Source organism: Pseudoflavonifractor sp. An176 (assembly GCF_002160435.1).
Lineage (GTDB): Bacteria > Bacillota > Clostridia > Oscillospirales > Oscillospiraceae > Enterenecus > Enterenecus faecium.
The window spans coordinates 15,276-38,592 of the sequence record NZ_NFKO01000013.1; the positions used below are offsets into that span (position 1 = coordinate 15,276).

General features: G+C 59.3%; 23 protein-coding genes. 15 read left to right on the top strand and 8 right to left on the bottom strand.

The features are described from left to right. Positions 1–6: 6 nt before the first annotated feature. The 6 genes from B5F12_RS07155 to ruvX all read right to left on the bottom strand — a co-directional run bounded on the left by B5F12_RS07155 (position 7) and on the right by ruvX (position 6,369). Positions 7–951, bottom strand: coding sequence for an ABC transporter permease (locus B5F12_RS07155; RefSeq protein WP_343286317.1), 945 nt, complete (start codon positions 949–951; stop codon positions 7–9). A 57-nt stretch (positions 952–1,008) separates the two neighbouring features. Then, on the bottom strand, positions 1,009–2,391 hold the full coding sequence (locus B5F12_RS07160; RefSeq protein ID WP_242954915.1) for an ABC transporter substrate-binding protein: 1,383 nt from the start codon (positions 2,389–2,391) through the stop codon (positions 1,009–1,011). 313 nt (positions 2,392–2,704) lie between these two features. Then, positions 2,705–4,057, bottom strand: coding sequence for a hypothetical protein (locus tag B5F12_RS07165; RefSeq protein ID WP_087232464.1), 1,353 nt, complete (start codon positions 4,055–4,057; stop codon positions 2,705–2,707). Positions 4,058–4,059: 2 nt separating this feature from the next. After that, the gene (locus B5F12_RS07170; protein ID WP_087232467.1) at positions 4,060–4,428 is read right to left on the bottom strand and encodes a GntR family transcriptional regulator; all 369 of its coding nucleotides are present in this window, start codon (positions 4,426–4,428) and stop codon (positions 4,060–4,062) included. 745 nt (positions 4,429–5,173) lie between these two features. Further along, positions 5,174–5,920, bottom strand: coding sequence for a hypothetical protein (locus B5F12_RS07175; protein WP_143482353.1), 747 nt, complete (start codon positions 5,918–5,920; stop codon positions 5,174–5,176). Between the two features lie 29 nt (positions 5,921–5,949). Next, positions 5,950–6,369 (bottom strand): Holliday junction resolvase RuvX, encoded by a 420-nt coding sequence (gene ruvX / locus B5F12_RS07180; protein ID WP_087232473.1) that lies wholly within the window; start codon positions 6,367–6,369, stop codon positions 5,950–5,952. A 298-nt stretch (positions 6,370–6,667) separates the two neighbouring features. Between ruvX and rpmG the strand changes: the two genes are divergently transcribed. The 14 genes from rpmG to B5F12_RS07250 all read left to right on the top strand — a co-directional run bounded on the left by rpmG (position 6,668) and on the right by B5F12_RS07250 (position 21,037). Continuing rightward, positions 6,668–6,832 (top strand): 50S ribosomal protein L33, encoded by a 165-nt coding sequence (gene rpmG, locus B5F12_RS07185; RefSeq protein ID WP_087232476.1) that lies wholly within the window; start codon positions 6,668–6,670, stop codon positions 6,830–6,832. Positions 6,833–6,865: 33 nt separating this feature from the next. After that, complete coding sequence (gene secE / locus B5F12_RS07190) at positions 6,866–7,159, top strand: preprotein translocase subunit SecE (protein ID WP_087232479.1); 294 nt, start codon at positions 6,866–6,868, stop codon at positions 7,157–7,159. Positions 7,160–7,171: 12 nt separating this feature from the next. After that, complete coding sequence (gene nusG / locus B5F12_RS07195) at positions 7,172–7,693, top strand: transcription termination/antitermination protein NusG (protein ID WP_087232482.1); 522 nt, start codon at positions 7,172–7,174, stop codon at positions 7,691–7,693. Between the two features lie 83 nt (positions 7,694–7,776). Beyond that, positions 7,777–8,202 carry a 50S ribosomal protein L11 gene (rplK, locus tag B5F12_RS07200; RefSeq protein ID WP_087232485.1) on the top strand — a complete coding sequence of 142 codons (426 nt, stop codon included), beginning with the start codon at positions 7,777–7,779 and terminating at the stop codon, positions 8,200–8,202. A gap of 20 nt (positions 8,203–8,222) precedes the next feature. Next, positions 8,223–8,921 (top strand): 50S ribosomal protein L1, encoded by a 699-nt coding sequence (gene rplA / locus B5F12_RS07205; protein ID WP_087232488.1) that lies wholly within the window; start codon positions 8,223–8,225, stop codon positions 8,919–8,921. 278 nt (positions 8,922–9,199) lie between these two features. Beyond that, entirely contained in the window at positions 9,200–9,733 is a 534-nt protein-coding gene (gene rplJ / locus B5F12_RS07210) for a 50S ribosomal protein L10 (protein WP_087232491.1), read from the top strand. Positions 9,734–9,803: 70 nt separating this feature from the next. After that, a complete protein-coding gene (gene rplL / locus B5F12_RS07215) occupies positions 9,804–10,175 on the top strand; it encodes a 50S ribosomal protein L7/L12 (RefSeq protein ID WP_087232494.1) in 372 nt (123 codons plus the stop codon). A gap of 196 nt (positions 10,176–10,371) precedes the next feature. Next, positions 10,372–11,550 (top strand): MalY/PatB family protein, encoded by a 1,179-nt coding sequence (locus tag B5F12_RS07220; protein WP_087232496.1) that lies wholly within the window; start codon positions 10,372–10,374, stop codon positions 11,548–11,550. 44 nt (positions 11,551–11,594) lie between these two features. After that, on the top strand, positions 11,595–12,980 hold the full coding sequence (trkA, locus tag B5F12_RS07225) for a Trk system potassium transporter TrkA (RefSeq protein WP_087232499.1): 1,386 nt from the start codon (positions 11,595–11,597) through the stop codon (positions 12,978–12,980). Further along, the gene (locus tag B5F12_RS07230; RefSeq protein ID WP_087232502.1) at positions 12,977–14,416 is read left to right on the top strand and encodes a TrkH family potassium uptake protein; all 1,440 of its coding nucleotides are present in this window, start codon (positions 12,977–12,979) and stop codon (positions 14,414–14,416) included. The genes trkA and B5F12_RS07230 overlap by 4 nt, the downstream gene beginning before the upstream one ends. A gap of 125 nt (positions 14,417–14,541) precedes the next feature. Beyond that, positions 14,542–16,668, top strand: coding sequence for a sodium-translocating pyrophosphatase (locus tag B5F12_RS07235; RefSeq protein ID WP_087232504.1), 2,127 nt, complete (start codon positions 14,542–14,544; stop codon positions 16,666–16,668). 251 nt (positions 16,669–16,919) lie between these two features. After that, a complete protein-coding gene (locus tag B5F12_RS07240) occupies positions 16,920–17,411 on the top strand; it encodes a sigma-70 family RNA polymerase sigma factor (RefSeq protein ID WP_087232507.1) in 492 nt (163 codons plus the stop codon). Next, positions 17,395–18,687: a zf-HC2 domain-containing protein gene (locus tag B5F12_RS07245; RefSeq protein WP_087232510.1), complete on the top strand. Its 1,293-nt coding sequence runs from the start codon at positions 17,395–17,397 to the stop codon at positions 18,685–18,687. Before B5F12_RS07240 ends, B5F12_RS07245 begins: the two co-directional genes overlap by 17 nt. A gap of 154 nt (positions 18,688–18,841) precedes the next feature. After that, the gene (locus B5F12_RS07250; protein ID WP_242954917.1) at positions 18,842–21,037 is read left to right on the top strand and encodes a hydratase; all 2,196 of its coding nucleotides are present in this window, start codon (positions 18,842–18,844) and stop codon (positions 21,035–21,037) included. A gap of 20 nt (positions 21,038–21,057) precedes the next feature. Here B5F12_RS07250 and B5F12_RS07255 read toward each other — a convergent pair whose 3' ends face one another. Next, entirely contained in the window at positions 21,058–21,615 is a 558-nt protein-coding gene (locus tag B5F12_RS07255; RefSeq protein WP_087232515.1) for a biotin transporter BioY, read from the bottom strand. A gap of 137 nt (positions 21,616–21,752) precedes the next feature. Between B5F12_RS07255 and B5F12_RS07260 the strand changes: the two genes are divergently transcribed. Further along, positions 21,753–22,781: a sugar-transfer associated ATP-grasp domain-containing protein gene (locus tag B5F12_RS07260; RefSeq protein WP_158096776.1), complete on the top strand. Its 1,029-nt coding sequence runs from the start codon at positions 21,753–21,755 to the stop codon at positions 22,779–22,781. A 36-nt stretch (positions 22,782–22,817) separates the two neighbouring features. Here the strand turns inward: B5F12_RS07260 and B5F12_RS07265 are convergent, their stop codons facing one another. Then, positions 22,818–23,315: an N-acetyltransferase gene (locus B5F12_RS07265; protein ID WP_242954916.1), complete on the bottom strand. Its 498-nt coding sequence runs from the start codon at positions 23,313–23,315 to the stop codon at positions 22,818–22,820. Positions 23,316–23,317 lie beyond the last annotated feature (2 nt).

Below are 23,317 nucleotides of genomic sequence, written 5' to 3' on the forward strand. Positions count from 1 at the left end.
CTCGCCTCACCGTCCTCTCAGTCTGGGGTCCATGACCCGGTAGAGCAAGTCGGCGGCGAAGTTGCACACCACCACCACCGTGGCGATGAGCACCACAATGGCCTGCACCACCGGATAGTCCCGGTTGCCAATGGAGGTCACCAGCATCTTGCCCAGGCCAGGGATGCCGAAGACCTGCTCCACCACAATGGAGCCGGCCATAATGTCCGCCACCGTCATGGCCAGGAAGGTGACCACGGGAATCATGGCGTTGCGCAGCACATGCCGCCACAGGGCCGAGGTCTTGGAGTTGCCCTTGCTGTACGCCGTGCGGATGTAGTCCTGGCCCAGCTCGCTGAGGATGGAGCCCCGCAGCATTTTCACCGTCATGGCCGACCGGGGCAGGGCCACCGCCAGGGCGGGAAAGAGCATGTACCACAGGTAGGGCCCCCATCCAGCCTGGGGGGTGACAATGGCCCCGGGCTGGAACAGGCGCAGCACCAGTCCGAACACATACACCAGCAAGATACCCGCCACAAAGTTGGGCACCGACATGGTGATCTGGTTGAGGATGGTGAGCACCCGGTCCACCACGCCCCCCTCATACCGGGCGGCGATGATACCCAGAGGCAGAGAGATGGCCACAATGAGCACAAAGGCCAGCACCGCCAGGGTGAGGGTGTGGGTGACGCAGGTGGACAGCAGCTGAGCCACCGGCATGCCGTAGTTGTAGGACTCCCCCAGATTCCCGGTGAGCAGGCCCCCCAGCCAGTGGAGGTACCGCTGCCAGATGGGCAAATCCAGCCCCAGCCGATCTCGGAGGGCTGCAATCTGTTCCTGGGTGGCCTCCACCCCCAGGATGGAGGAGGTGGGGTCGCCGGGAATGATGGAGAAGGCCACAAAGGCCAGGATGGTCACCAGCAGCAGGGTGGCAATCAGCAGCAGCACCCGCTTGACCAGGGTTTTCATCATACATCTCACCTCTTGCAATTTGGGGGCCGCAGGTGCGGCCCCCAAAGCGTTGGTCTCTTATTTATAGTGGATGGTGCTCATATCCAGCACATAGGTGGCATAGAAGGTCACGCCATCCAGGGCGGGATTCATCACCACCAGGTCGCACAGGTCCTGAATCCACAGGCTGGCGGCCTCTTCGTTGAGGATGGTCTGGGCCTGCTTGTAAAGCTGGGTCTGCTCGCCCTGGTCCAGCGTGGTCAGGGCCTTCTCCATCACCTGGTCATACTCCTCCGAGTTGAAGTTGATGAAGTTCTTCTGGTTGTCGCTGACGTAGCGCTCCAGCATCTCCCGGCCGGTCATGTCGCTGGCGGCGATGCCCACCACGGTGGACTCAAAGTCGCGGCCACGGTACACATCGCTGACCCAGCTCTCCCACTCGATGGGGTTGAGGTTGGCAGTGATGCCCACCTGAGCCAGCTGCTGGGAGACCACCTCAGCGGTCTCCACGTGCTGGGTGTAGTTGGAGGGCACGGTGATGGTCATGGTAAAGCCATCGGGATAACCGGCCTCAGCCAGCAGCTGCTTGGCCTTTTCCAGGTCCTGCTGGTAGTTTTCCGCCAGCTCGGGCATGAAATACTTGGTGTAAGCGGGGTACATGCTGGTACCAGTGGCCACGCCGTCCCCATTACACACAAATTCGATGATCTCAGGGACATTGATGGCGTAGTACATGGCCTGACGCACCCGCACGTCGTCAAAGGGCTTGACGTCGTTGTTCAGGTACAGGGCCTGCACCAGCTTCATGGTGTCCTGAAGCACGGTGAACTGCTTCTCCACCTCCTTGCGCACCGAGTTGGGCAGGTGGATGACCATGTCCAGGGTGCCGCCCTGCAAGCCCATCACCAGGGTGTTCACATCGGTGATGATGCGGAAGGTCACCTGGTCCAGCTGGGCAGGCTCGCCCCAGTAGCCGTCAAACTTCTTCATCTCCATGCTCTGCTGGGGGGTGTAGGAGGTGAAGGCGAAGGGACCGGTGCCGATGGGAGTGGTGGCAATGGTGTCGCTGGAATTTGCAGGGATGATGGCGGCAGTCATGGAGTTGATAAACTCCAGATTGGGCTCTTTGAGGGTGAGCACCACATGGGTGTCATCGGTGGCCTCCATGCTGGTGACATTAGAAAACGCCGAAATCAGAGGCGTTCCATCGTTCTCTGACCCGGCGCAGCGTTCCAAGGAGTATAGTACATCTTCCATGGTGACTGCGTTGCCGTTGTGGAACTTCACACCCTCCCGCAGGGTAAAGGTGTACTGAAGTCCGTCGTCGGAAACCGTGTAGTCACTGGCAACAGCGGGAGTGACGCCGCCGTCGGGACTGGCTTTCATCAGTCCTTCGAAGATGTTGAACAGCACTTCACTGGTCCCCGCGGCTACCGCCTTGTGGGGGTCCAGGCTGTCCAAATCCTGTGCGATACCTACCGTGACTGAGTTTCCATGGGATAACTCGCCCGTTTGTGCAGAGGCTGTGGGGGTGGCGCTATTGTTCGTGCCTCCTGTACATCCGTACAGTGAAGCCGAGAGCATGACCCCGGCCAGCAGCAGCAAAAGGGCCCGTTTCGTGAACTTGGGCATTTTGCTTCTTCCTTTCGTTTCTGCTTTTCTCGCAACTGTATTCAGTTGTCCGGTCTATTCTAACACACAGGAGCAGAATTGCAAGGTATTTCTTGCACAATTTGTGTGGCGCAGGGAGGCCCCCTGCGCCACACTTTGCCACTTATTTCAATCGCTCGTACAGGCCAGCCATGGCCTCTGCCCCGTCCCCTACCAGGGAGACCGTGCCGTCGTCCATGGTGATGAGCAGCCAGGGCCCCTCCTGAGGGTCCATGCACACGGTGATTTTGTCGTACTCGTCGCTCTGGTAGCGGCCCTTATATACGTTATCCATGGCCGTGCCAGCAATGCGCCGCAGCCCCTCCGGCTCCTCTTGCAGCAGCTGCACCTGGTCCACGTCCGCCAGGGGAATCTCATAGTGATCCCAGCCGTGCTCTGCCACCAGGACAGTATCGGTGAGGGTAAGGGTCACAGGTGCCCGCTCCTCCGCCATCAGCCACACCCCGAACAGGGGCATCAGGAGCATCAGAACCGCCGTAGCTCCCATGATGACCCTTCCGCTTTTCTTGGCCAGGTTCACGGTGGTGTTCATGCCGATGCGGTTGTTGACCACCAAGTGGGTGTCGTTGGGGTCATAGTAGAACATACCCCAAATCCACTTCTCGTCCTCGTCCACATAGTAGGTCTGGCCGCTCTGGGCGGTGAGCCGCTCCTGCTGGTGGCGCAGGTGGAACTCCAGCCCCACCGCCAGCACCAGAAAGAGGACGGTGAGGGCCAACATCACCACCAGGCCCCAAACCGGGTGGGCCAGGGACAACCACATGGCCAGGTTGACCCCTGCCATAAACCAGCTGCCCCACACCCAGCTCCGCCGCCAGGCTCTCCGGCGGATGCGGGTGAGGGTCTGGGTGAGGCTCTCATTTTCGTCCACCGTCTCCGCCCGCCGCCGCATGGCCCACTGATACAGGGCCCAGAACAGCAGCACACACACCGGCCCGGTGAGAAACAGGGCGGTCATCAGCCAATCCTGCTGCACGATGCCCCACACCAGGGGGGCCAAGCTCACCACCAGGGGAAGCAAAAACTGAACGGGCGAGATGGGCTTCTCCGCCTGGGCCGCCGCAGTGAGGTTTACCACATGGGTGCGGGGCACCTCCGGGTACCAGCCCTGTTCCTGTTTCAGCGCCTTGAGCTTTTTATGGTACTTCACATAGGGGATAAAGGGCAGCACCATGGCCACATCAATCCAAATCAGCCACACGGTCAGGGACAGCCCCGTGGACATGGGCAAAAGCACCAGCACCACCACCGATACCAGCAAGCCCAGACAGATCCACCGCAGAATCCGGCGGAACCGGTTCAGCAGCTCCACGGTCTGGGGGTGGGTGCGGCCCACATAGGGCAACGTGACCCCCAGGGCAATGTTCTTTTTAAACTTGGTCTCGTTGTTGAGCTGCCAAAACATCAGCGGTATGATGATAATTCCACACGCCCAAAGAATCAACCGAACGATCATAGTCACCCCTCCTGTTCATATAGCTTCTGGCACAGTTCCAGCACCTGCTCCTTCTGCCACCCGGCCACCCGCAGCTCGGATAGGGCCAGCTTCAACCGCCCAACCGTCTGCTCCGGCACGGTCTGGGCTCCCTCTCGGGCACTGACCACCGTCCCGCTTCTCCGGTCGGTGGTGATGTACCCCTCCTGTTTCAGAAGCTGGTAGGCACGGCTCACCGTCATCATGTTCACCCCGGCCTCATCGGCCAGAGCCCGCACCGTGGGCAGCTTCTCCCCCGGCGACAAGACCCCCTGGGCAATGCCCACCACAATCTGGTCCCGAATCTGTTGGTAAATGGGTCGCTCACTGTTGAAATCCAATTGCAGTAGCATGAGGGTTCACCGTCCTCTCTTTGTCTTGCTTGTATTATAGATTATAATACAAGAGATATAAAAAGTCAACCCCTCGCGGGGTTGACTTTGCGTCCCATTAAGCGCAGCTCTATGGGGTATGTCCCTCGTTTGACACTATACCTACGCCCCATAGGGCCATCAGAACCAGCACCAGCACAGACAAAACCGGGGAAATCATGTTCTTCCATTTCATACGGTTCACCCCAAAATCACAAAAGGTATTATGCTTACCGTGTACAGATCCTACGATTAGTGTACCAGAAGTTCCAGCCCCGGTCAATGGAAACAGCCCTCTGACCTCCACCAGGCCAAACGTCTCCCTTTTGCAAAGGGGGGCTGTCGGCTGTCCGGCTGATGGAGGAGTTGTTCTTCTAAACGGCCTAGTTCAGGCTTGCCAGCCTGGTGGGGACGCTTCCCGCTGGGGGTTCCTTTTGCTCGGTCAAAAGGAACCAAAACCCGCTTAGGGCGTTCCCCCCTAAGGACCTCCCTGGGGTACTGGAACGTACGTGCGTCAAGGCTATAGTCGGCCCGTCACCCTTGGTGTGGCGCCTAGTCGTGCCACCACACCAAGTTACTCTGGGCAGCTGGCCCTATAGCTGGGCGGTTTCCCCGTCCGGGCCTAGTCTGGTGTGTGCGGCGTTCCCGCCGCTGGAAGCCAGGCTCCCGGTGACCGCCACCTAAAGCCTCCCTCAAAGAGGCAGACAATGTACATTTCCAACTTTCCTCACTCTGCGTAGCTGTGTAGTCCCGTAGAACCTAACGACATATTGTACAGATTCATTTTGTAATGATCTTCTACAATTTCTACACTCAAACAAAAGCTTAATTTTTGATTATACTCTTTTTCGCTAAATGCACCCTTATATTTTATCTCCATATCAGTGCTTAGTATAATAAGCTTACCCTGGCACTTTTTAATTAATTGAGGAATACCAAGGATTATGTATATTTGTCCATTCACCGGCATGGTATTGATGTACTGTTCACCCAAAAAGCACGCAGTTGCTTCTTTGAGGGAGTCAACGCAACTACTGACTAGCTCTGTCTTATGCATGCTGTAATGCAGCTCAATAATCTCTCCACGTCCTACATTTTCTAACACGATCATCTTATCCATGTACACTGGTTGAGAGTCTGAGAAATATTCATTGTTAAATAGATATATAATCTCACCTACCTGCTGAAACCTGTGTTGATACTCACAGACATCAAATTTCAACAGCGGTCTATACTCTAATTCTCTCTCTTCTTTTTGCTGCACTCTATTGGCATCTATTGTCCACCATACCCCGTATAGTGTGAGAAACCCACCCATAATGGAACCGCCATAAGATACCACCGCAAGCCCAATATCCTCTGGTATCATCCCAAGCGGAGATTTCAGCAATATGACGCATGGAAATACAAGTACAATCAGTAGAAATACGATCAGCATTTTCCAATTGCTTTTAAAAAACTTCGTTACAATCACCTACACATTCTAGTTTTGTTTTAATTCCTTCACACAGTTCTCCGCAGTTTATTGAGATACCCCTCTAATATTAAGGTAGCGGCCACGGCGTCCACATTCTTCTTGTGCTGCTTCATCTTCTTCCCCGAGGCGTGGAGAATCTGGTGGGCCTCAATGGTGGTGCGCCGCTCATCCCACAGGTGCACCTCCATCCCGGTCACTTCTTGCAGCTGCCCGGCAAAGGCCCGGTACAGCTCCGCTCTCGGCCCCTCCGTGCCGTCCATGTTCCGGGGAAAGCCCATGACCAGCTCCTCCACCCGGTGCTCGCTTACCAGTTTGCCGATCTCCTGGGCCACCTGGTCCGCCTTCCGGCTGTGAATCACCGTGGTGAATCCCGCCAGCATCCCTAAGGCATCGGAAATGGCCACCCCGGTCCGGGCGTCTCCGTAGTCCACCGCCATCACTCGCATAGGTTCGTCCTCCTGATTATTTGGTAACGTGATTATAAAGGATAAATTTTCTCTTGACAACCCCTCACCCCTGTGATATGCTGGATGCACCTGTGAGCAGGGCTTTCTTTTTGTGCGCATTTTTACGGGATGAACACAAAAACCCTCTCCCCTCACCGATAGGGTCACAGGGAGGCAAAGGCCGGTTTCCCGTAGCAGATGTAGGGTGCCCCGGCACCCTTTTGAAGCGCTGGAATTGGCCATGGCCGTTCCGGCGTTTTTTGTTGCCGGGCGGCAAATTCAAAAGGAGGTGCCGAGAATGGCGAAAGCCGGTAGCCGTGTGAAGATTACCCTGCGTTGTTCTGAGTGCAAGCAGCGTAACTACAACACCAACAAAAACAAGCGCAACACCACTGAGCGTCTGGAGCTCAACAAGTACTGCCCCTTCTGCAGAAAGCACACTCTGCACACCGAAACCAAGTAATGAGCTCTCGCTCAAAGAAAGAAGGGTACAAGAATGTCTGAACTGAACAAGCGTGATGAGGTCGTCGCTGGCAAGGAGTCCGTAAGCTCCGCCGACAAGAAGGCCAAGACTGCTGCGAAGAAGAAGGACAAAAAGCCGAACCGTCTCGCCCGTTGGGTGAAGGACTTGAAGGGTGAGCTGAAGAAGGTCACTTGGCCCTCCGGCAAGGATACCCTGAAGAACGTGGGCACCGTGATTGTCTGCGTGCTCCTGGTCGGCGTGTTCATCTGGGTCTTCGACTGGATTGCTCGCCAGGTGGTTGAGGCTCTGCTCAAGCTCTTCGCTTAAGAGGTCAACACAATGGCTGAGGAAATGAAATGGTATGTGGCCCACACCTACTCTGGCTATGAGAACACCGTAGCCGTCTCCATTGAGCAGGCCGTGGAAAACCGCAACATGCACGACGTCATTGCCGAGGTCTCCATCCCCATGGAGACCGTCACTGAGATCACCGACAACGGCCCCAAGACCGTGGAGCGCAAAGTGTTCCCCGGCTACGTGCTGGTCAAAATGGTCATGACCGATGAGACCTGGCACCTGGTGCGCAACATCCGTGGCGTCACCGGATTCGTGGGCTCTGCCAACAAGGCTATCCCCCTCACCGACGAGGAAATCGCCGCTCTGGGTGTGGAGAAGCGTGAGGTCATGGTGTCCTATGCCGTGGGTGACAACGTGAAAATTACCGATGGTGCCTTGGAATCCTTCATTGGCACCGTGGAGGAAATCGACACCGAGCGCAGCAAGGTTCGGGTGGTCGTGTCCATGTTCGGACGGGAGACTCCCGTGGAACTGGAACTGGATCAGGTCGAGCCTCTCAACTGACGGAACTCTTCCGTCGCAAACCGTGGGAGGAGCACAAAGCGGCTCCGTCACCACCACATTTTATGTAGGAGGTGCTGTTTCAAATGGCACAGAAAGTTACTGGATATGTAAAGCTTCAGATCCCCGCCGGTCAGGCAACTCCCGCCCCCCCTGTTGGTCCTGCTCTGGGTCAGCACGGCGTGAACATCGCCGCGTTCACCAAGGAGTTCAACGAGCGCACCAAGAAGGACATGGGCCTGATCATCCCCGTGGTCATCACCGTGTATGCCGACCGTTCCTTCACCTTCGTGACCAAGACTCCCCCCGCCCCCGTGCTCATCAAGAAGGCCTGTGGCATTGAGTCCGGCTCCGGCGTGCCCAACAAGACCAAGGTGGCTACCCTGAGCAAGGCCGATCTGCAGAAGATCGCCGAGACCAAGATGCCCGACCTGAACGCCTCCAGCCTGGAGAGCGCCATGAGCATGATCGCCGGCACTGCCCGTTCCATGGGCGTTCTGGTGGAAGAGTAAGGGAAAGGAGGACATAAGCAATGGCAACTAAGGGTAAGAAGTATGTGGACAGCGCCAAGCTCATCGACCGCGCTGCTCAGTATGATGTGAACGAGGCCATGGAGCTGGTCATCAAGACCGCCACCGCCAAGTTCGACGAGACCGTGGAGCTGCACGTGAAGTTGGGCGTTGACTCCCGTCACGCTGACCAGCAGGTGCGCGGCGCCATCGTTCTCCCCCACGGCACCGGCAAGACTGCCCGCGTGCTGGTCTTCGCCAAGGGCGACAAGGCCGAGGAGGCCCGTGCCGCTGGCGCCGACTTCGTGGGCGATATGGACATGGTGGAGAAGATCCAGAAGGAAAACTGGTTCGACTTCGACGTGGTCGTGGCTACCCCCGACATGATGGGCGTGGTTGGCCGTCTGGGTAAGGTTCTGGGCCCCAAGGGCCTGATGCCCTCCCCCAAGGCTGGCACCGTGACCCCCAACGTGACCCAGGCTGTCAACGAGATCAAGGCCGGTAAGGTGGAGTATCGTCTGGACAAGACCAACATCATCCACTGCCCCATCGGCAAGGTCTCCTTCGGCGCTGAGAAGCTCTCTGACAACCTCAACGCTCTGATGACCGCTATCGTCAAGGCTAAGCCCGCCGCCGCTAAGGGCCAGTACGTGAAGAGCTGTGTGGCTGCTTCCACCATGGGCCCCGGCGTGAAGGTCAGCGCTGCCAAGTTCGGCAACTAATGTTTGATCCCAGCCCCGTGTCCATACCAAGGTATGGGCACGGGCCGGGAATTTCCCCAAAATTATATCCAATTCGGGCGATTTTTGCTTGACAAACTCCTCCCGGGTTGATATAATACACTTCGTGTTCGGAGACAGTAGGTGGCGCAAGCCGTAAGCCCTACCGAGAATGCAGCTCATAACGATATGTTTGCGCTGTTTTCGTCTTGACACGAAAGCGGCGTTTTTGCTTATTTGGCAAAGACCGCTGCACTAAATTTTCCGGAGGTGAATTCCAAATGCCTAACGCAAAGGTTCTCAGTGAAAAGCAAGCCATCGTGGCCTCTCTGACCGAGACCCTGCAGAGCGCTTCTTCCGGTGTGCTGGTGGACTACAAGGGTATCACCGTGGCCGAGGACACTGCTCTGCGTGCTGAACTGAGAGAGAATGGTGTGGAATATTCCGTCGTGAAGAACACCCTGCTGCGCCGCGCTGCCGACAACGTCGGTCTCGGTGAGCTGGATGAAGTGCTCAACGGTACTACTTCCATCGCCATCTCTAAGGACGACCCCATCGCTCCCATGCGTATTGTCAACAAGTACGCCAAGCAGATGGGCGATCGTTTCAACATCAAGGCCGGCTTCATGGACGGCAAGGTGATCCCCCTGGAGGACATCGCCGCTCTGGCCGAGCTGCCCTCTAAGGATGGCCTGGTGGCTCAGCTGCTCGGCATGATGCTGGCTCCCATTACCAGCCTGGCTATCGTCCTGAAGGCCATCGCCGAGAAGGACGGCGAGCCCGCTGCTGCTGCTGAGGAGACTGCCGCTGAATAATTCAGCATCGGGTCAACCCTGACCCGCCCACATTCTACTTTATATTATTTATTTAAGGAGGTATTTCATCATGGCTAGCGAGAAGATTACTGCTATGATCGAAGAGGTTAAGTCCCTGACCGTTCTGGAGCTCAACGAGCTCGTCAAGGCCCTGGAGGAGGAGTTCGGCGTTTCCGCCGCCGCCATGGCCGCTCCCGCCGCTGGCGCTGCTGCTGCTCCCGCTGAGGAGAAGACCGAGTTCGACGTGGTGCTGACTGAGGTTGGCTCCGAGAAGATCAAGGTCATCAAGGTTGTCCGCGAGATCACCGGCCTGGGCCTGGCTGACGCCAAGGGTCTGGTTGAGTCCGCTCCCAAGGCTCTGAAGGAGGGCATCTCCAAGGAGGACGCCGAGGCTCTGAAGGCCAAGCTGGAAGAGGTTGGCGCCAAGGTGGAGCTGAAGTAAGTTACTTCCCCACAGTCTTTTTCAGAAGGGCTTGTCGCAGTTCACTGCGGCAAGTCCTTCTGTGTTTTTTTACTTCCCTGTCACATTCTTCCTGTCTTGTGATTCTGCCAACATTTTGCAGGCTAGACCTTGCGACAGTTGTGCAGTTGTGATATGATTTTAGAAAATACCGCTATCATTGTGAGGAGTGTCTCCCGTGAATCAATTCTTCGACCAGCCCATTCCCCCCCGCGTCGGCGTGGAGGTGGAGAAGTGGGACCTGATGGGCCCCAATCCCCAGCCCGGTGTGGTGCCTCTGTCCGTGGCGGACATGGAATTCCGCTCTCCCCCTGCCATTGTCCAGGCCCTGGAGGAAATGGCCCGCTCTGGGCTGTGGGGCTATGCGGGCTGGAGCGACCGCTACTATAACGCCATCCGCTCCTGGGTGTCCCGCCGCTACGGCTGGGAGGTCCAGCGGGACTGGATTATCCGCACCACCGGTGTGGTCCACGGCATCAACGCCGCCGTCCGGGCCTTCACCCAGCCCGGGGACGGCATCGTCATCCAGACCCCCGTCTACCCCCCCTTCTACCGGGCGGTGCGGGAAAACGGGCGCACCCTTCTGGAAAATTCCCTGAAGCTGGTGGACGGCCACTATGAGATGGACTTTGACGACCTGGAGGACAAGCTGTCCCGGCCCACCACCACCGCCATGATTCTCTGCTCTCCCCACAATCCCGTGGGACGGGTGTGGACCCGGGCAGAATTGCAGCGGGTGGGCGACCTGTGTCTGGCCCACGGGGTGTTCCTAATCAGCGACGAAATCCACTGTGACCTGTGCCAGCCGGACCACCCCCACACGGTGTACGCCTCTCTGGGGGAGGAGTACGCCAAGCACTGTGTCATCGGCATGGCCGCCAGCAAGACCTTCTCCCTGGCCGGGCTGGCCTGCGGCAACATGATTGTGCCCGATGGAGACAACAAGGCCAAACTGGAAGCCGAGGTGGCCCGCTCTGGGGCCTACTCCAACTCCTCCTTTGGTACCCTGGCCCTGGAAGTGGGGTACGAGCAGTGCGAGCCCTGGGTGGAGCAGCTGGTGGACTATCTCAAGGAGAATGACCGCTACCTCCGGAACTTCATGGCCCAGCATTTCCCCAAGGTCTGGATTGCCCCCCTGGAGGGCACCTACCTGTCCTGGATAGACTTCTCCAGCTTCGGGCTGGACGACAAGGCCCTGGCCGACTTTATGGAGCAGGAGGCCCAGCTGTACCTCAGCCACGGCATCAACTACGGCGGGGCCGGATTTATGCGCCTGAACCTGGCCTGTTCCCGGGACGTGCTGGCCGCCGCCCTGGAGCGACTGCTGGCAGCTGCCCAGCGGCGTGGCCTGGTGTAAACCATCCCCAACCCATCTAGAAGAGAGAAACGAGAGGATTCATTTTGAATATTATCATAGCCGGAGCCGGAAAGGTGGGCGCCACCGTCGCCCACCACCTGGCCGCGGAGCACCACAACATCACCGTGGTGGACATCTCCGAAGATACCTTGACCCGCATCTCCAACCAGTTGGACGTGATGTGCATCAAGGGCAGTTGTGCCTCCCGCACCGTGTTGGAGGACGCAGGGGCTGAGGATGCGGACGTTGTCGTCGCCGCCACCAGCTCGGACGAAATCAACCTGCTGTGCGGTCACACCGCCAAGCGCCTGGGCGTGCCCTACACCGTGGCCCGGGTGCGCAACCGGGACTACCTGGCCGATCTGGACAACCTGCGCCGGGACCTGGGCATCACCAAGCTCATCAACCCCGAGTCCGCCGCCGCCATGGACATCTCCCGGATGATTCGCCTGCCCAACGCCGCCGACGTGGACACCTTTGCCAAGGGCAAGGCGGAGATCATCTCCTTCCACGTCCAGCCCGGGGACCATATGGCCGATCAGCCCCTGTCCCACCTGGCCACCAAAATCAAGAATCTGCCCATCCTCTTCTGCGCCGTGGAGCGCGGTGCAGAGGTGATGATTCCCAACGGCTCCTTCGTCCCTCAGGTGGGGGACAAGGTCTATGTGGCGGGCACCCCCAGCGGGGTGAGCCAGTTCTTCAAGGTACTGGGCCGCCACAGCCACCGGGTCCGCTCCGCCTTCATCATCGGCGGCGGACGGGTCACCTACTACCTGCTCCAGCAGCTGGAGAAGCTGGGCATCCAGTGCAAGGTGGTGGAGAAAAACGAGGCCCGTTGCAGACAGCTGGCCGAGTGGTTCCCCCACGCCCTCATCCTCCACGGAGACGGCACCGACCCGGAGCTGCTCACCGAGGAGTGTATGCCCGCCAGTGACGTGTTCATCGCCCTCACCGACCGGGACGAGGACAACCTGATTATCTCCCTCTACGCCCACCAGTGCGGCGTGCACAAGATCATCGCCAAGTCCAACCGGCAGAACTACTCCCTTATCGCCCGCTCCGCCGGGGTGGAGTCGGTGGTGTCTCCCAAACTCACCACCGCCTACCAGATTCTCCGCATGGTGCGTGGCATCCAGAACTCCAAGGGCAGCCGTATGACCGCTCTGCACCACATCGCCAACGGACAGGCAGAGGCCATGGAGTTTGTGGTCTGTTCTTCCACCCGCAACCTGGGCACCCCTCTGAAGGATTTGAAGCTGAAAAACGGTGTCCTCATTGCCGGCATCGTCCGGGGCGACCAGGTCATCATCCCCGAGGGCAACAGCTACCTCCAGGTGGATGACATTGTCATCGTCATTGCCAAGGACAGCGGCATTGTAGACCTCAACGACATCTATGCCGACTCCTTCGGCCTGCGAGGCGCCCTATGAATTTTAAAACCGTATTTCGCGTGGCAGGGTTCACCCTGCTGGTGGAGGCGGCGGCCATGCTGCTGCCCATGGGCGTGGCCCTGTACTACGGGGAGGACCCCTCTCCCTTTTGGAAAACCATTGGTATCATGGTGGTGGTGGGCCTGGCATCCGTGTTTGGCCTGCGGGGGGAGCACAAGTTTTTTGCCCGGGAAGGCTTTTTCTCCGTGGGCCTCATCTGGGTGCTCTCCGGCGTGTTCGGCGCCCTGCCCTTCTGGTTTTCCGGCCAGTTCGGCAGCTATGTGGACTGCTTCTTTGAGACCATCTCGGGGTTTACCACCACCGGCTCCTCCATTCTCACTGCGGTGGAGGGCCTGCCCCTGGGCCTGGTGTTCTGGCGCTCCTTCACCCACTGGCTGGGCGGCATGGGCGTGCTCATTCTCACCACCGCCCTGCTCCCCTTCCTGGGCATCAACTCCACCCACCTCATCCGGGCGGAGAGCCCCGGCCCGGTGAAGAGCAAGCTGGTGCCCCGGGCCTCCCAGTCCTCCAAGATTCTCTACGCCATTTACCTGGCGCTCACCGTCATCCAGGTGTTCTGCCTGCGGATTGCGGGAATGCCCTGGTATGACTCCTTCATCCACGCCTTCGGCACTGCTGGTACCGGTGGCTTCTCCAACCGCAACCTGTCGGTGGGTGCCTACGGAAATCCCACTTTTGAGATCATCATCACCATTTTCATGATCCTGTTCTCTCTGAACTTTGCTTTGTACTTCCTGGTACTCACGGGCAAAATCAAACAGGCACTGAAAAGTGATGAGCTGCGGTTCTTCCTGGCGGTCACTGCCATTGCCACCGCCATCATTTCCATAAACATAGCGGCCAGCATGCCCACATATGCTGATGCTGTACGCACCGCCGCCTTCCAGGTGGCCTCGGTGATCTCCACCACCGGCTTTGCCACGGCGGACTTCAACCGATGGCCGGAACTGTCCCGGATGCTACTGGTGATTTTGATGTTCATTGGCGCCTGCGCCGGGTCCACCGGCGGCGGTATGAAATGCTCCCGCATTCTGGTCATTCTGCGCACCATCAAGGCCCAGGTGCGCTCCATCATCCACCCCCGGGCGGTGTCCGTGGTGAAACTGGACGGAGCGCCTCTGTCCGACTCCACCGTGCGCACCATCTACACCTACTTCGCCACCTATATTTTCATCACCTTTGTCTCCGCTCTGGTGGTGGGATTGGACAACTTCTCCTTCGGCACCACCCTCACCGCCGTCATCACCTGCATCAGCAACGTGGGACCTGGTTTGGAGGCCGTGGGACCCATGGGCAACTTTGCCGCCTTCTCCCCTTTGAGCAAACTTGTCCTCAGCATGTGCATGGTCATTGGACGGTTGGAGATCTTCCCCATCCTGGTGCTCTTCAGCCGCAGCGCCTGGAAGCGCTCGTAAGTTCCCTTTCACAATCGAATACAAGTCCCCTCAGCTCTTTGCTCTTGAAGTCCCTGCCACCCCTGGGAGGGGTGTTATGAGTGTTCACCCATTGGCAAAATTCAGAAAAAGGAGTTGTAGTTCTCATGACGGAAAACCTGTTTTGGCTGGGCATTTTAGGTGCCATTCTGGCTCTGCTCTTTGCCTTTGCGCAAAGCCGCAAGGTGCTGGCCTACTCAGAAGGCAGCGACACCATGCAGAAAATTGCGTCAGCCATTCGCAAGGGCGCAAATGCCTATCTGCGACATCAGTACGCCACCGTGTTCAAGGTCTTCGCAGTGGTCTTTGTCATCCTGCTGGTGTTATGCAAGTTTGGGCTTCTGGACAACTGGTTTATCCCCTTTGCCTTCCTCACCGGCGGCATCTACTCCGCCATTTCCGGGTTTGTGGGCATGAGAATCGCCACCTCCTCCAACGCCCGCACGGCGCAGGCGGCCTCGGAGAGTCTGAACAAGGGACTGAACGTGGCCTTCTCCTCCGGCGCCGTCATGGGCTTTACCGTGGTGGGTCTGGGCCTGTTTGACATCTCGGTGTGGTTCCACATCCTCAGGTACATCGCCCACTATGACGCCGCTCGCATCGCCCAGACCATGGTGATGTTCGGCATGGGCGCCTCCTTCATGGCCCTGTTCGCCCGTGTGGGCGGCGGCATCTTCACCAAGGCCGCCGACGTGGGCGCGGACCTGGTGGGCAAGGTGGAGGCGGGCATCCCCGAGGACGACCCCCGCAACCCCGCCACCATCGCCGACAACGTGGGTGACAACGTGGGTGACGTGGCCGGTATGGGCGCCGACCTGTACGAGTCCTACGTGGGCTCCATCCTGGCCACCTTTGCCCTGGGCGTCACCGCCTATACGTCCCAAGGCAAGTCCTGGGAGGCCATGCTGCTGCCCATCGCCCTGGCTGTGGTTGGTATCGTGTGCTCCATCATCGGCTCCTTCCTCATCCGCACCAAAGAGGGAGCCACCCAGCGGGAGCTGCTGGCCACCCTGCGCCGGGGCACCTACACCGCTGCCGTACTGGCTGCTGTCATCGCCGCCCCCCTCACCTACTTCCTGTTGGGCAGCTGGGGCGTGTACGTGGCCATCCTCTGTGGTCTGGTAGGCGGCTGCGCCATCGGCTATTTCACCGAGTACTACACCTCGGACACCTACAAGCCCACCCGTGAGTTGGCTGAGGCCACCGAGACCGGGGCCGGCACTACCATCATCGGCGGTCTGTCCCTGGGTATGCTCTCCACCATCGCCCCCATCCTCATTGTGGGCGTAGCGGTCATCGTCTCCTTCGTGGCCGCTGGCGGCACTCTGACCACCAGCGCCGACAACTACACGGAACTGTTCTCCAAGGGCCTCTACGGCATCGGCATCGCCGCTGTGGGTATGCTCTCCACCCTGGGCATCACCCTGGCCACCGACGCCTACGGCCCCGTGGCGGACAACGCCGGCGGCATCGCCGAGATGTCCGGCCTGGGCGAGGAAGTGCGCAACCGTACCGACGCCCTGGACTCCCTGGGCAACACCACTGCCGCCACCGGCAAGGGCTTTGCCATCGGCTCCGCCGCCCTCACCGCTCTGGCTCTGCTGGTGTCCTATGTGGACATTGTATCCGTGAAGCTGGAGGCCAAGGGCCTGGCCATTGACCTGTCCCTCACCAACCCCGCCGTGCTGGTGGGCCTGTTTGTGGGCGCCATGCTCACCTTCGTCTTTGCCGCTCTCACCATGAGCGCCGTGCAGCGGGCCGCCCAGTCCATCGTCATGGAAGTACGCCGCCAGTTCCGGGAAATCCGGGGCATCATGGAAGGCACCGCTGACCCCGACTACGCCGCATGTGTGGGTCTGTGCACCAAGGGCGCTCTGAAAGAGATGGTGGCTCCCTCCCTGCTGGCCATCGTAATCCCCATCCTCACCGGCCTGATTCTGGGCCCTGAGGGCGTGGTGGGTCTGCTGGGCGGCGTGTCCGTCACCGGATTTGCCATGGCCGTGTTCATGTCCAACGCCGGCGGCGCCTGGGACAACGCCAAGAAGTACATCGAGGCCGGACACCATGGCGGCAAGGGCTCCGACTGCCACAAGGCCGCCGTCATCGGCGACACCGTGGGCGACCCCTTCAAGGACACCTCCGGCCCCTCTCTGAACATCCTCATCAAGCTGGTGTCCACGGTTTCCATCGTGTTCTCCGGCCTCATTGTGGCGGTCCAGGCGTTTATGAGCTGACGCTTCTCAAAAATGCCAGCATTTTTGAGAGGATTGCAATTTATTTTCCCGCCCTTGGCGGGAAAACTCTGCCGAGGGCTTTCCTTCCGGGAAATTTTCACATATCTTTAGGCTCTTATCATTGTCTCAGCCTCCCTGAACTTCGGTTCGGGGAGGTCTTTTTCTCCCTTGGCATTCGTGGTACAATTTTTTTGAACTTCTTTGCAACGTTTTCACAGCTTCCCAGTCTTATGGGTGAAGGGGGTGATGGTGTGGCAGATTTTGAGCGGATATACACCGACCATTTTCCCAGCGTATACAAATACATCTTTTCCATGTGTCGGAACCCGGCGACTGCCGAAGAGGTGACCCAAGAGGCCTTTTACAAGGCCATGATGCACATGGACCAATTTGACGGCACCTGTCAGCTGTATGTCTGGCTGTGCCAAATCGCAAAAAACACCTATTTCACCTACCACCAAAAGCAAAAACGCCATGTCTCAGAGGAGGCGGCAGACTTGTCCCAGGAGATTGCCCCGGACTTTGAGCGGGACCTCATGGACCAGGAGACCGCCCGCAGGCTCCACGTGCTGCTCCACCAGCTCCCGGAGCCGTACAAAGAGGTCTTTTCCCTGCGGGTCTTTGGCGAGCTACCCTTTGCCCAAATCGGGGAACTGTTTGGCAAGACGGACAGCTGGGCCAGAGTCATCTTCTACCGGGCCAAAACCAAGCTGAGGAGGGATTTCGATGAAAACACCGTGTAACGTCATCCGGGACCTGCTCCCCCTGTACCAGGACGACGTGTGCAGCCCAGAGAGCCGTCAGCTGGTGGCCGAGCACCTGGAGGAATGTGAGACCTGCCGGGCAGAGTGGGAGCGTATGAGTGCCCCCATTCCCACCGCTCACCCTCAAGTGGAGGAGCGCACCGTGGCCCAGGCGGCCTCCTCTGCCTGGAAGCGGGGGCGGCGGCGGGCCTTTTCCAAGGGCTTTGTCATTGCCGCTGTGCTGGTGGCGGTGATCAGTAGCCTCATCGGCCTGTGGTTTTTGTTCCACACCCCTCCCCGAGAGTTGACCGGAAGAATCGTGGAGACCCATGTGAACAACACCACCGGAGAGGTGTCCTATGTGGTGTATACTTCCCGAGGAGAGCAGTTTGGGCTGATCATGGAGGAGTACACCAAAGTTATATCCTTCTTTGATGCCTATACCGACCAGGACTTCCTGGATGGAGCCATCTACGACGGTCTGCGCATTTACGCCGAACTGGGCAACTCCAAAGAGTCCATCAGCAACCGGGATGGGAAGAAACTCCCCACTTATTCCGCCCAACTGGTGGAAATCAACGCCTATCAAAAGCCTGACCCCATTCTCTTGCAGGATGGCACCCAGGTGGAGGTCTGGCAGAAAAACGGAGGCGTGTTGTACGCTCTTCCCAAAGGCCCGGAGCTGCTGGACGTGCATACCCCCTATCCTCCCGACATCGCCTTGGACGGTGTCCAGGGTCTGGAGGAACTATCTCAGGAGGCTCAGGACAATATCGTAGCGTACTACGAAACACAGAGTCTGCTGTATGACGAGCTGGAAGAGCTGGAAGCCGTCTACCAGTCCTATCGCGAGGCAGGCTCCCCTGCATCCTTCTCCACCTGTCTCATTCTCCAAGATACCTACCTCTCTGCATCCAGTCCCAGGGTAATCTATTTCACCACATCCCTCCAAGCACCTTCCAAGTATCTGGAGGTGGGCACGGCGTTCTACCGAGACACTGGAGAACGGGTGGACATGGAAGACCTGTTCACCTGCACCTCGGAGGAGTTGGAGCAGGCCCTTTTGGATGAGGCCGAAATCACCGACCCCACGCTCCGCCAGGAGATGGAGATGGCCTTTGACCTGGATCGGCTGATTCTAGGCCCAGACCTCCTGTCGGTGCAATATGAAGCAGGCTCCCTGCCCAGCCAGGACGTCACCTATTTCCTCTCCTTCGATTATGACGACACCATTCTGGAGCGCATGCACGCCTGGGCCGTCCCCTATGCCCAATAACCTCCCCAAAATCCCCGAACTTCGGTTCGGGGATTTTTTTGCAATTTCCACCGCCCCCCTCTTGCAAAGACTTCGTTTGTTTGCTACACTAAAGCAAATGCGTCATATTACTCCCAAGGAGGTAACCCATATGATTACCATTCACAACCAGGGCATGAGCTGGCAGAAAGGCCAGCTGGTCCCGGCCGAAAAGACTCAGGCTGGCGTGGAGTCCACCATGGCCTACTCCATCCTGAAAGCCCATAACACCTCTGGCTCCATGGAGCGGCTCTCCATCCGCTTTGACGCCATGGCCTCCCACGACATCACCTATGTGGGCATCATCCAGACCGCCCGGGCCTCCGGTCTCAAGGAGTTCCCCCTGCCCTACGTGCTCACCAACTGCCACAACTCCCTGTGCGCCGTGGGCGGCACCATCAACGAGGATGACCACAACTTCGGCCTGTCTGCTGCCAAGAAGTACGGCGGTGAATTTGTCCCCGCCCACCAGGCCGTCATCCACTCCTACATGCGGGAGCGGTACGCTGCCCCCGGCAAGATGATTCTGGGCTCGGACTCCCACACCCGGTACGGCGCTTACGGCTGTATGGCCATCGGCGAGGGCGGCCCCGAGCTGGCCCGTCAGCTGCTGTGCAAGACCTATGACATCGCCTATCCCCAGGTGGTGGGCATCTACCTCACCGGAGCTCCCCGCCCCGGCGTGGGCCCCCAGGACGTGGCTTTGGCCCTGGTCAAGGCCACCTTCCAGTCCGGCGCGGTGAAGAACGCCGTCATGGAGTTCTTCGGACCCGGTGTAGCCAATCTGTCCATGGACTATCGGTCCGGCATCGACGTGATGACCACCGAGACCACCTGTCTGTCCTCGGTGTGGCAGACCGATACCAACACCCAGACCGCCCTCACTCTCCTGGGCCGTGGCGCGGAATATCACCCCATGCAGCCCAAAGAGGGCGCCTACTATGATCGGGTGGTGTGCGTGGAGCTGGACAAGGTGCAGCCCATGATCGCCCTGCCCTTCCACCCCTCCAACGCCTTCCCCATCGCCGAGTTTCAGGAGAATATGGAGGACATGCTCCACATGGTGGAGCAGAACACCCGGGACCAGCTGGGTATCGAGCCCCCCGCTCCCCTGTCCGCCAAGATCCGCGACGGCAAGTTCCACGTGGACCAGGCCGTCATTGCCGGATGCTCCGGCGGTACCTATCAGAACCTGCGCCGGGCCGCTGAGATTCTGGGCACCACCGCCACCGGGTCCGACCACTTCTGGCTGTCCTGCTACCCCGGCTCCATGCCCGTGATGCAGGAACTGACCCGCCAGGGCTATATCACCACCCTTATGGCCGCCGGCGCCTCGGTGCGCTCCTGCTTCTGCGGCCCCTGCTTCGGTGCCGGAGACGTGCCCGCCAACGGGGCCTTCTCCATCCGCCACTCCACCCGCAACTTCCCCAACCGGGAGGGCTCCAAGCCCGGCGAGGGCCAGGTGTCCTATGTGGCCCTGATGGACGCCCGCTCCATCGCCGCCACCGCCAAGATGGGCGGCGTGCTCACCGCCGCCGACCAGCTGCCTGACGTGCCCGCCGACCGGGCCGACGAGCAGTGGACCTATGACGGCTCCTCCTATCAGGCCCGGGTCTACTACGGCGTGGGCAAGGCCAACCCCGACGAGGAGTTGGTGTTTGGCCCCAACATCGCCGACTGGCCCCAGCAGATCGCCCTGCCGGAAAACCTGATGCTCACCGTGGCCTGCGCCATCTACGACCCCGTCACCACCACCGACGAGCTCATCCCCTCTGGTGAGACCTCCTCTTACCGCTCCAACCCCCTGCGCCTGTCGGAATTCGCCCTCAGCCGCAAGGACCCCCAGTATGTGCCCCGGGCCAAGGAGATTCAGAAGGTGGAGCAGCTGCGCCGCTCCAATCCCCAGGACCCCCAGGTGGTGGCCGCTCTGGAGGGCTACGACCCCGCCAACACCGGACTGGGCTCCCTGGTGATGGCCCTGAAGCCCGGCGACGGCTCTGCCCGGGAGCAGGCCGCTTCCTGCCAGCGTGTACTGGGCGGCTGCGCCAACATCGCCCAGGAGTACGCCACCAAGCGCTACCGCTCCAACGTGGTCAACTGGGGCATGCTGCCCTTCATCGCCAGCGAGCTGGAGCAGCTCAACCTCCAGCCCGGTGACCGAGTGTACATCCCCGGCATCCGTGCCCTCCTCCAGGGAGACGGCGAGACCGTGGAGGCCCAGGTGCTGCGGGATGGTACCTCTACCCCCGTCACCCTCTCCCTCCCCGGCCTGACCCGGGAAGAGCGGGACATCATCCTGGCTGGCTGCCTCATCAACTACTACGCACAATAATAACTCAAAACGGGTTGCACTCAACGTGCAACCCGTTTTTCTTTGTAAAAGCCCGCCTGAGCCAGTCGGTGGCGCAGCAGACTGCCCAGACCAATGGCAATGACGATCTTTCCCAGGTCAAAGGGAATGAAGGGGGTCACGCACAGCCCCAGGGCCGCCCCCACGGTATACCCCCCCTGCCAGCAGAACCAGGCGGTGCCCAGCAGATAACACAGGGCGGTGCCCAACATCAGCCCCAGGGCGTGGAGCAGCTTGGACCGGGTGTGGTCGATGACCCAGCCCCCCACCAAAGCCATGGGCAGATAGCCCAGCAAATAGCCCCCGGTGGGCCCCAGCAGCTTGGCCGCTCCACTGCCAAACCCGGAAAACACCGGGAGACCGGCCAGACCCACCAGCAAATACACCAGGCAGCTCACCGTTCCCCACTTCCACCCCAGCAGATACACCGCCAGAAAGATGGCCAGGTTGGCAAAGGCCACGGGCACCGGGCCAATGGGCACGGAAAAGGGGCTGAGGACACAGATCACCGCCGCCAGTACCCCGCAGCTGCACAACTTTTGTATGGTCTCATGCTTCATATGCTCGCCCTCCGATTGTATACTAAATTCGCTTGTAAGTATACAATATAACTTTTCCCCTGTCAACCGCTTGCCTTTGCCCCCAATGTGTGATACTTTAGATGGGATTACTCTATGAAAAATGTGAGGGACGAACCGTGGCAAACGTGAAGTATCTATTCCAGCGCGTGATGAATATGAACTACAAGGCCATGTGGGAGAAGATTAGCTCCATCCACAAAAAGACCGGGCGGTCCCGGCTGGCCATTTTCCGGGACATGAAGGACTGTGCCGTGAAGTACGGGGCGGGGTATATGGACTACGACCTGTTTGAGATGTACAATCTCACACTGGAGCAGCGGGACACCTACCTCACCCGAGGCCGCAACAACGCCCTGGTGGTGAAGTACAACGACAAGGCCTACACGGGCCAATTTGACGATAAGGTGCAGTTCAACACCCTCTTTGGCAAGTACCTGCACCGGGACTGGGTGCCAGTGACCGGGGACAACCGGGATCAGGTGATGGCGTTTTTGGCCGCCCACGAGGTGTTCATGGCCAAGCCCTCCCAGGGCAGCTGTGGCTGGGGCATTGAAAAGATCCGCCGTACCGAGTATCCCTCTCTGGACGCCCTCTACGACTATCTGGTGCAGCGGGCCCCCAAGCTGGAGCTGGAAGAGGTGCTGGAGCAGCATCCCCAGGTGTCCGCCATCTACCCCGGCTCCATCAACACCGTGCGCATGGTGACCATCCGGGGCAAGCACGGCAAGGTGTACCTGGTCACCGCCATGTTCCGCATCGGCAACGGCAAGTTTGTGGACAACTTCAACAGCGGCGGCATGGTGGCCCCCATGGATCCTGAGCGGGGCGTAGTCATTGACCGGGCCCTGGACAAGGCCAAGAACCTGTACGAAAACCACCCCGCCACGGGCACCCCCATCAAGGGCTTTCAGTTCCCCGACTGGGACAAGGCGGTGGCCATGGTCTCTGAGGCCGCCCAGGTCATTCCCCAGGTGGGGTATGTGGGCTGGGACGTGTGCTTTACCCCCAACGGTCCCTGTCTGGTGGAGGGCAACCCCTTCCCCGGCCACGACATCTATCAGCTGCCTGTGCACACCCCGGACAAGATCGGCATCATGCCTCGGTTCCGGGAGATTGAGGCCCAGGAGCAGCAGGCTAAGCGCTAAAAAATCCCTCGGCTTTTCGGAAAGCCGAGGGATTTTTTATAGATAATAGGCCAATCTGGGACTTCCATCCTCCAAATAGATGGTGCCACAGGGGGTGAACCCCATCTTCTCCAGCAACTGCTGCATGGGGATGTTCTTCTCATGGGTGTCGATACGCAGCTGGCGGCAATGGGCCCGGCACCAGGCCAGGCAGTGGGCCGCCGCCCCGGTGCGGGAGGAGCCGGTGGCCAACCGGTGCACCACGCCATAGTCCCCGTTCTCCGGCCACCCCTCCCCTTCAATGTGGGCGTAGGTGGGCTCTCCCTTGGTGTGGAAGGAGAAGGCCGCGGCCAGGCGGCCATGTTCCATACACACAAAGCTGTACCCCAGGTTGATATCCTGCTGGATCTGCTCCAGGGTTGGTTTATCCTCCCCCCACTGGTCCGGGTTGCCGGACTCCCGCATAAAGGCCCGGGCCTGGGCGTAGAGCTGCTCCAGGGCAGGCAGATCCCGGATATTGCCCCGACGAATCAAAAAATTGGTTCCACTGTTCATGT

Coding starts and splice junctions, on each gene's coding strand:
- B5F12_RS07155 (WP_343286317.1), bottom strand. CDS start 951: ATGATGAAAACCCTGGTCAAGCGGGTGCTGCTGCTGATTGCCACCCTG.
- B5F12_RS07235 (WP_087232504.1), top strand. CDS start 14,542: ATGACGGAAAACCTGTTTTGGCTGGGCATTTTAGGTGCCATTCTGGCT.
- secE (WP_087232479.1), top strand. CDS start 6,866: ATGTCTGAACTGAACAAGCGTGATGAGGTCGTCGCTGGCAAGGAGTCC.
- nusG (WP_087232482.1), top strand. CDS start 7,172: ATGGCTGAGGAAATGAAATGGTATGTGGCCCACACCTACTCTGGCTAT.
- rplJ (WP_087232491.1), top strand. CDS start 9,200: ATGCCTAACGCAAAGGTTCTCAGTGAAAAGCAAGCCATCGTGGCCTCT.
- B5F12_RS07250 (WP_242954917.1), top strand. CDS start 18,842: ATGAGCTGGCAGAAAGGCCAGCTGGTCCCGGCCGAAAAGACTCAGGCT.
- rpmG (WP_087232476.1), top strand. CDS start 6,668: ATGGCGAAAGCCGGTAGCCGTGTGAAGATTACCCTGCGTTGTTCTGAG.
- B5F12_RS07230 (WP_087232502.1), top strand. CDS start 12,977: ATGAATTTTAAAACCGTATTTCGCGTGGCAGGGTTCACCCTGCTGGTG.
- rplA (WP_087232488.1), top strand. CDS start 8,223: ATGGCAACTAAGGGTAAGAAGTATGTGGACAGCGCCAAGCTCATCGAC.
- rplK (WP_087232485.1), top strand. CDS start 7,777: ATGGCACAGAAAGTTACTGGATATGTAAAGCTTCAGATCCCCGCCGGT.
- rplL (WP_087232494.1), top strand. CDS start 9,804: ATGGCTAGCGAGAAGATTACTGCTATGATCGAAGAGGTTAAGTCCCTG.
- B5F12_RS07245 (WP_087232510.1), top strand. CDS start 17,395: ATGAAAACACCGTGTAACGTCATCCGGGACCTGCTCCCCCTGTACCAG.
- B5F12_RS07170 (WP_087232467.1), bottom strand. CDS start 4,428: ATGCTACTGCAATTGGATTTCAACAGTGAGCGACCCATTTACCAACAG.
- B5F12_RS07255 (WP_087232515.1), bottom strand. CDS start 21,615: ATGAAGCATGAGACCATACAAAAGTTGTGCAGCTGCGGGGTACTGGCG.
- ruvX (WP_087232473.1), bottom strand. CDS start 6,369: ATGCGAGTGATGGCGGTGGACTACGGAGACGCCCGGACCGGGGTGGCC.
- B5F12_RS07165 (WP_087232464.1), bottom strand. CDS start 4,057: ATGATCGTTCGGTTGATTCTTTGGGCGTGTGGAATTATCATCATACCG.
- B5F12_RS07265 (WP_242954916.1), bottom strand. CDS start 23,315: ATGAACAGTGGAACCAATTTTTTGATTCGTCGGGGCAATATCCGGGAT.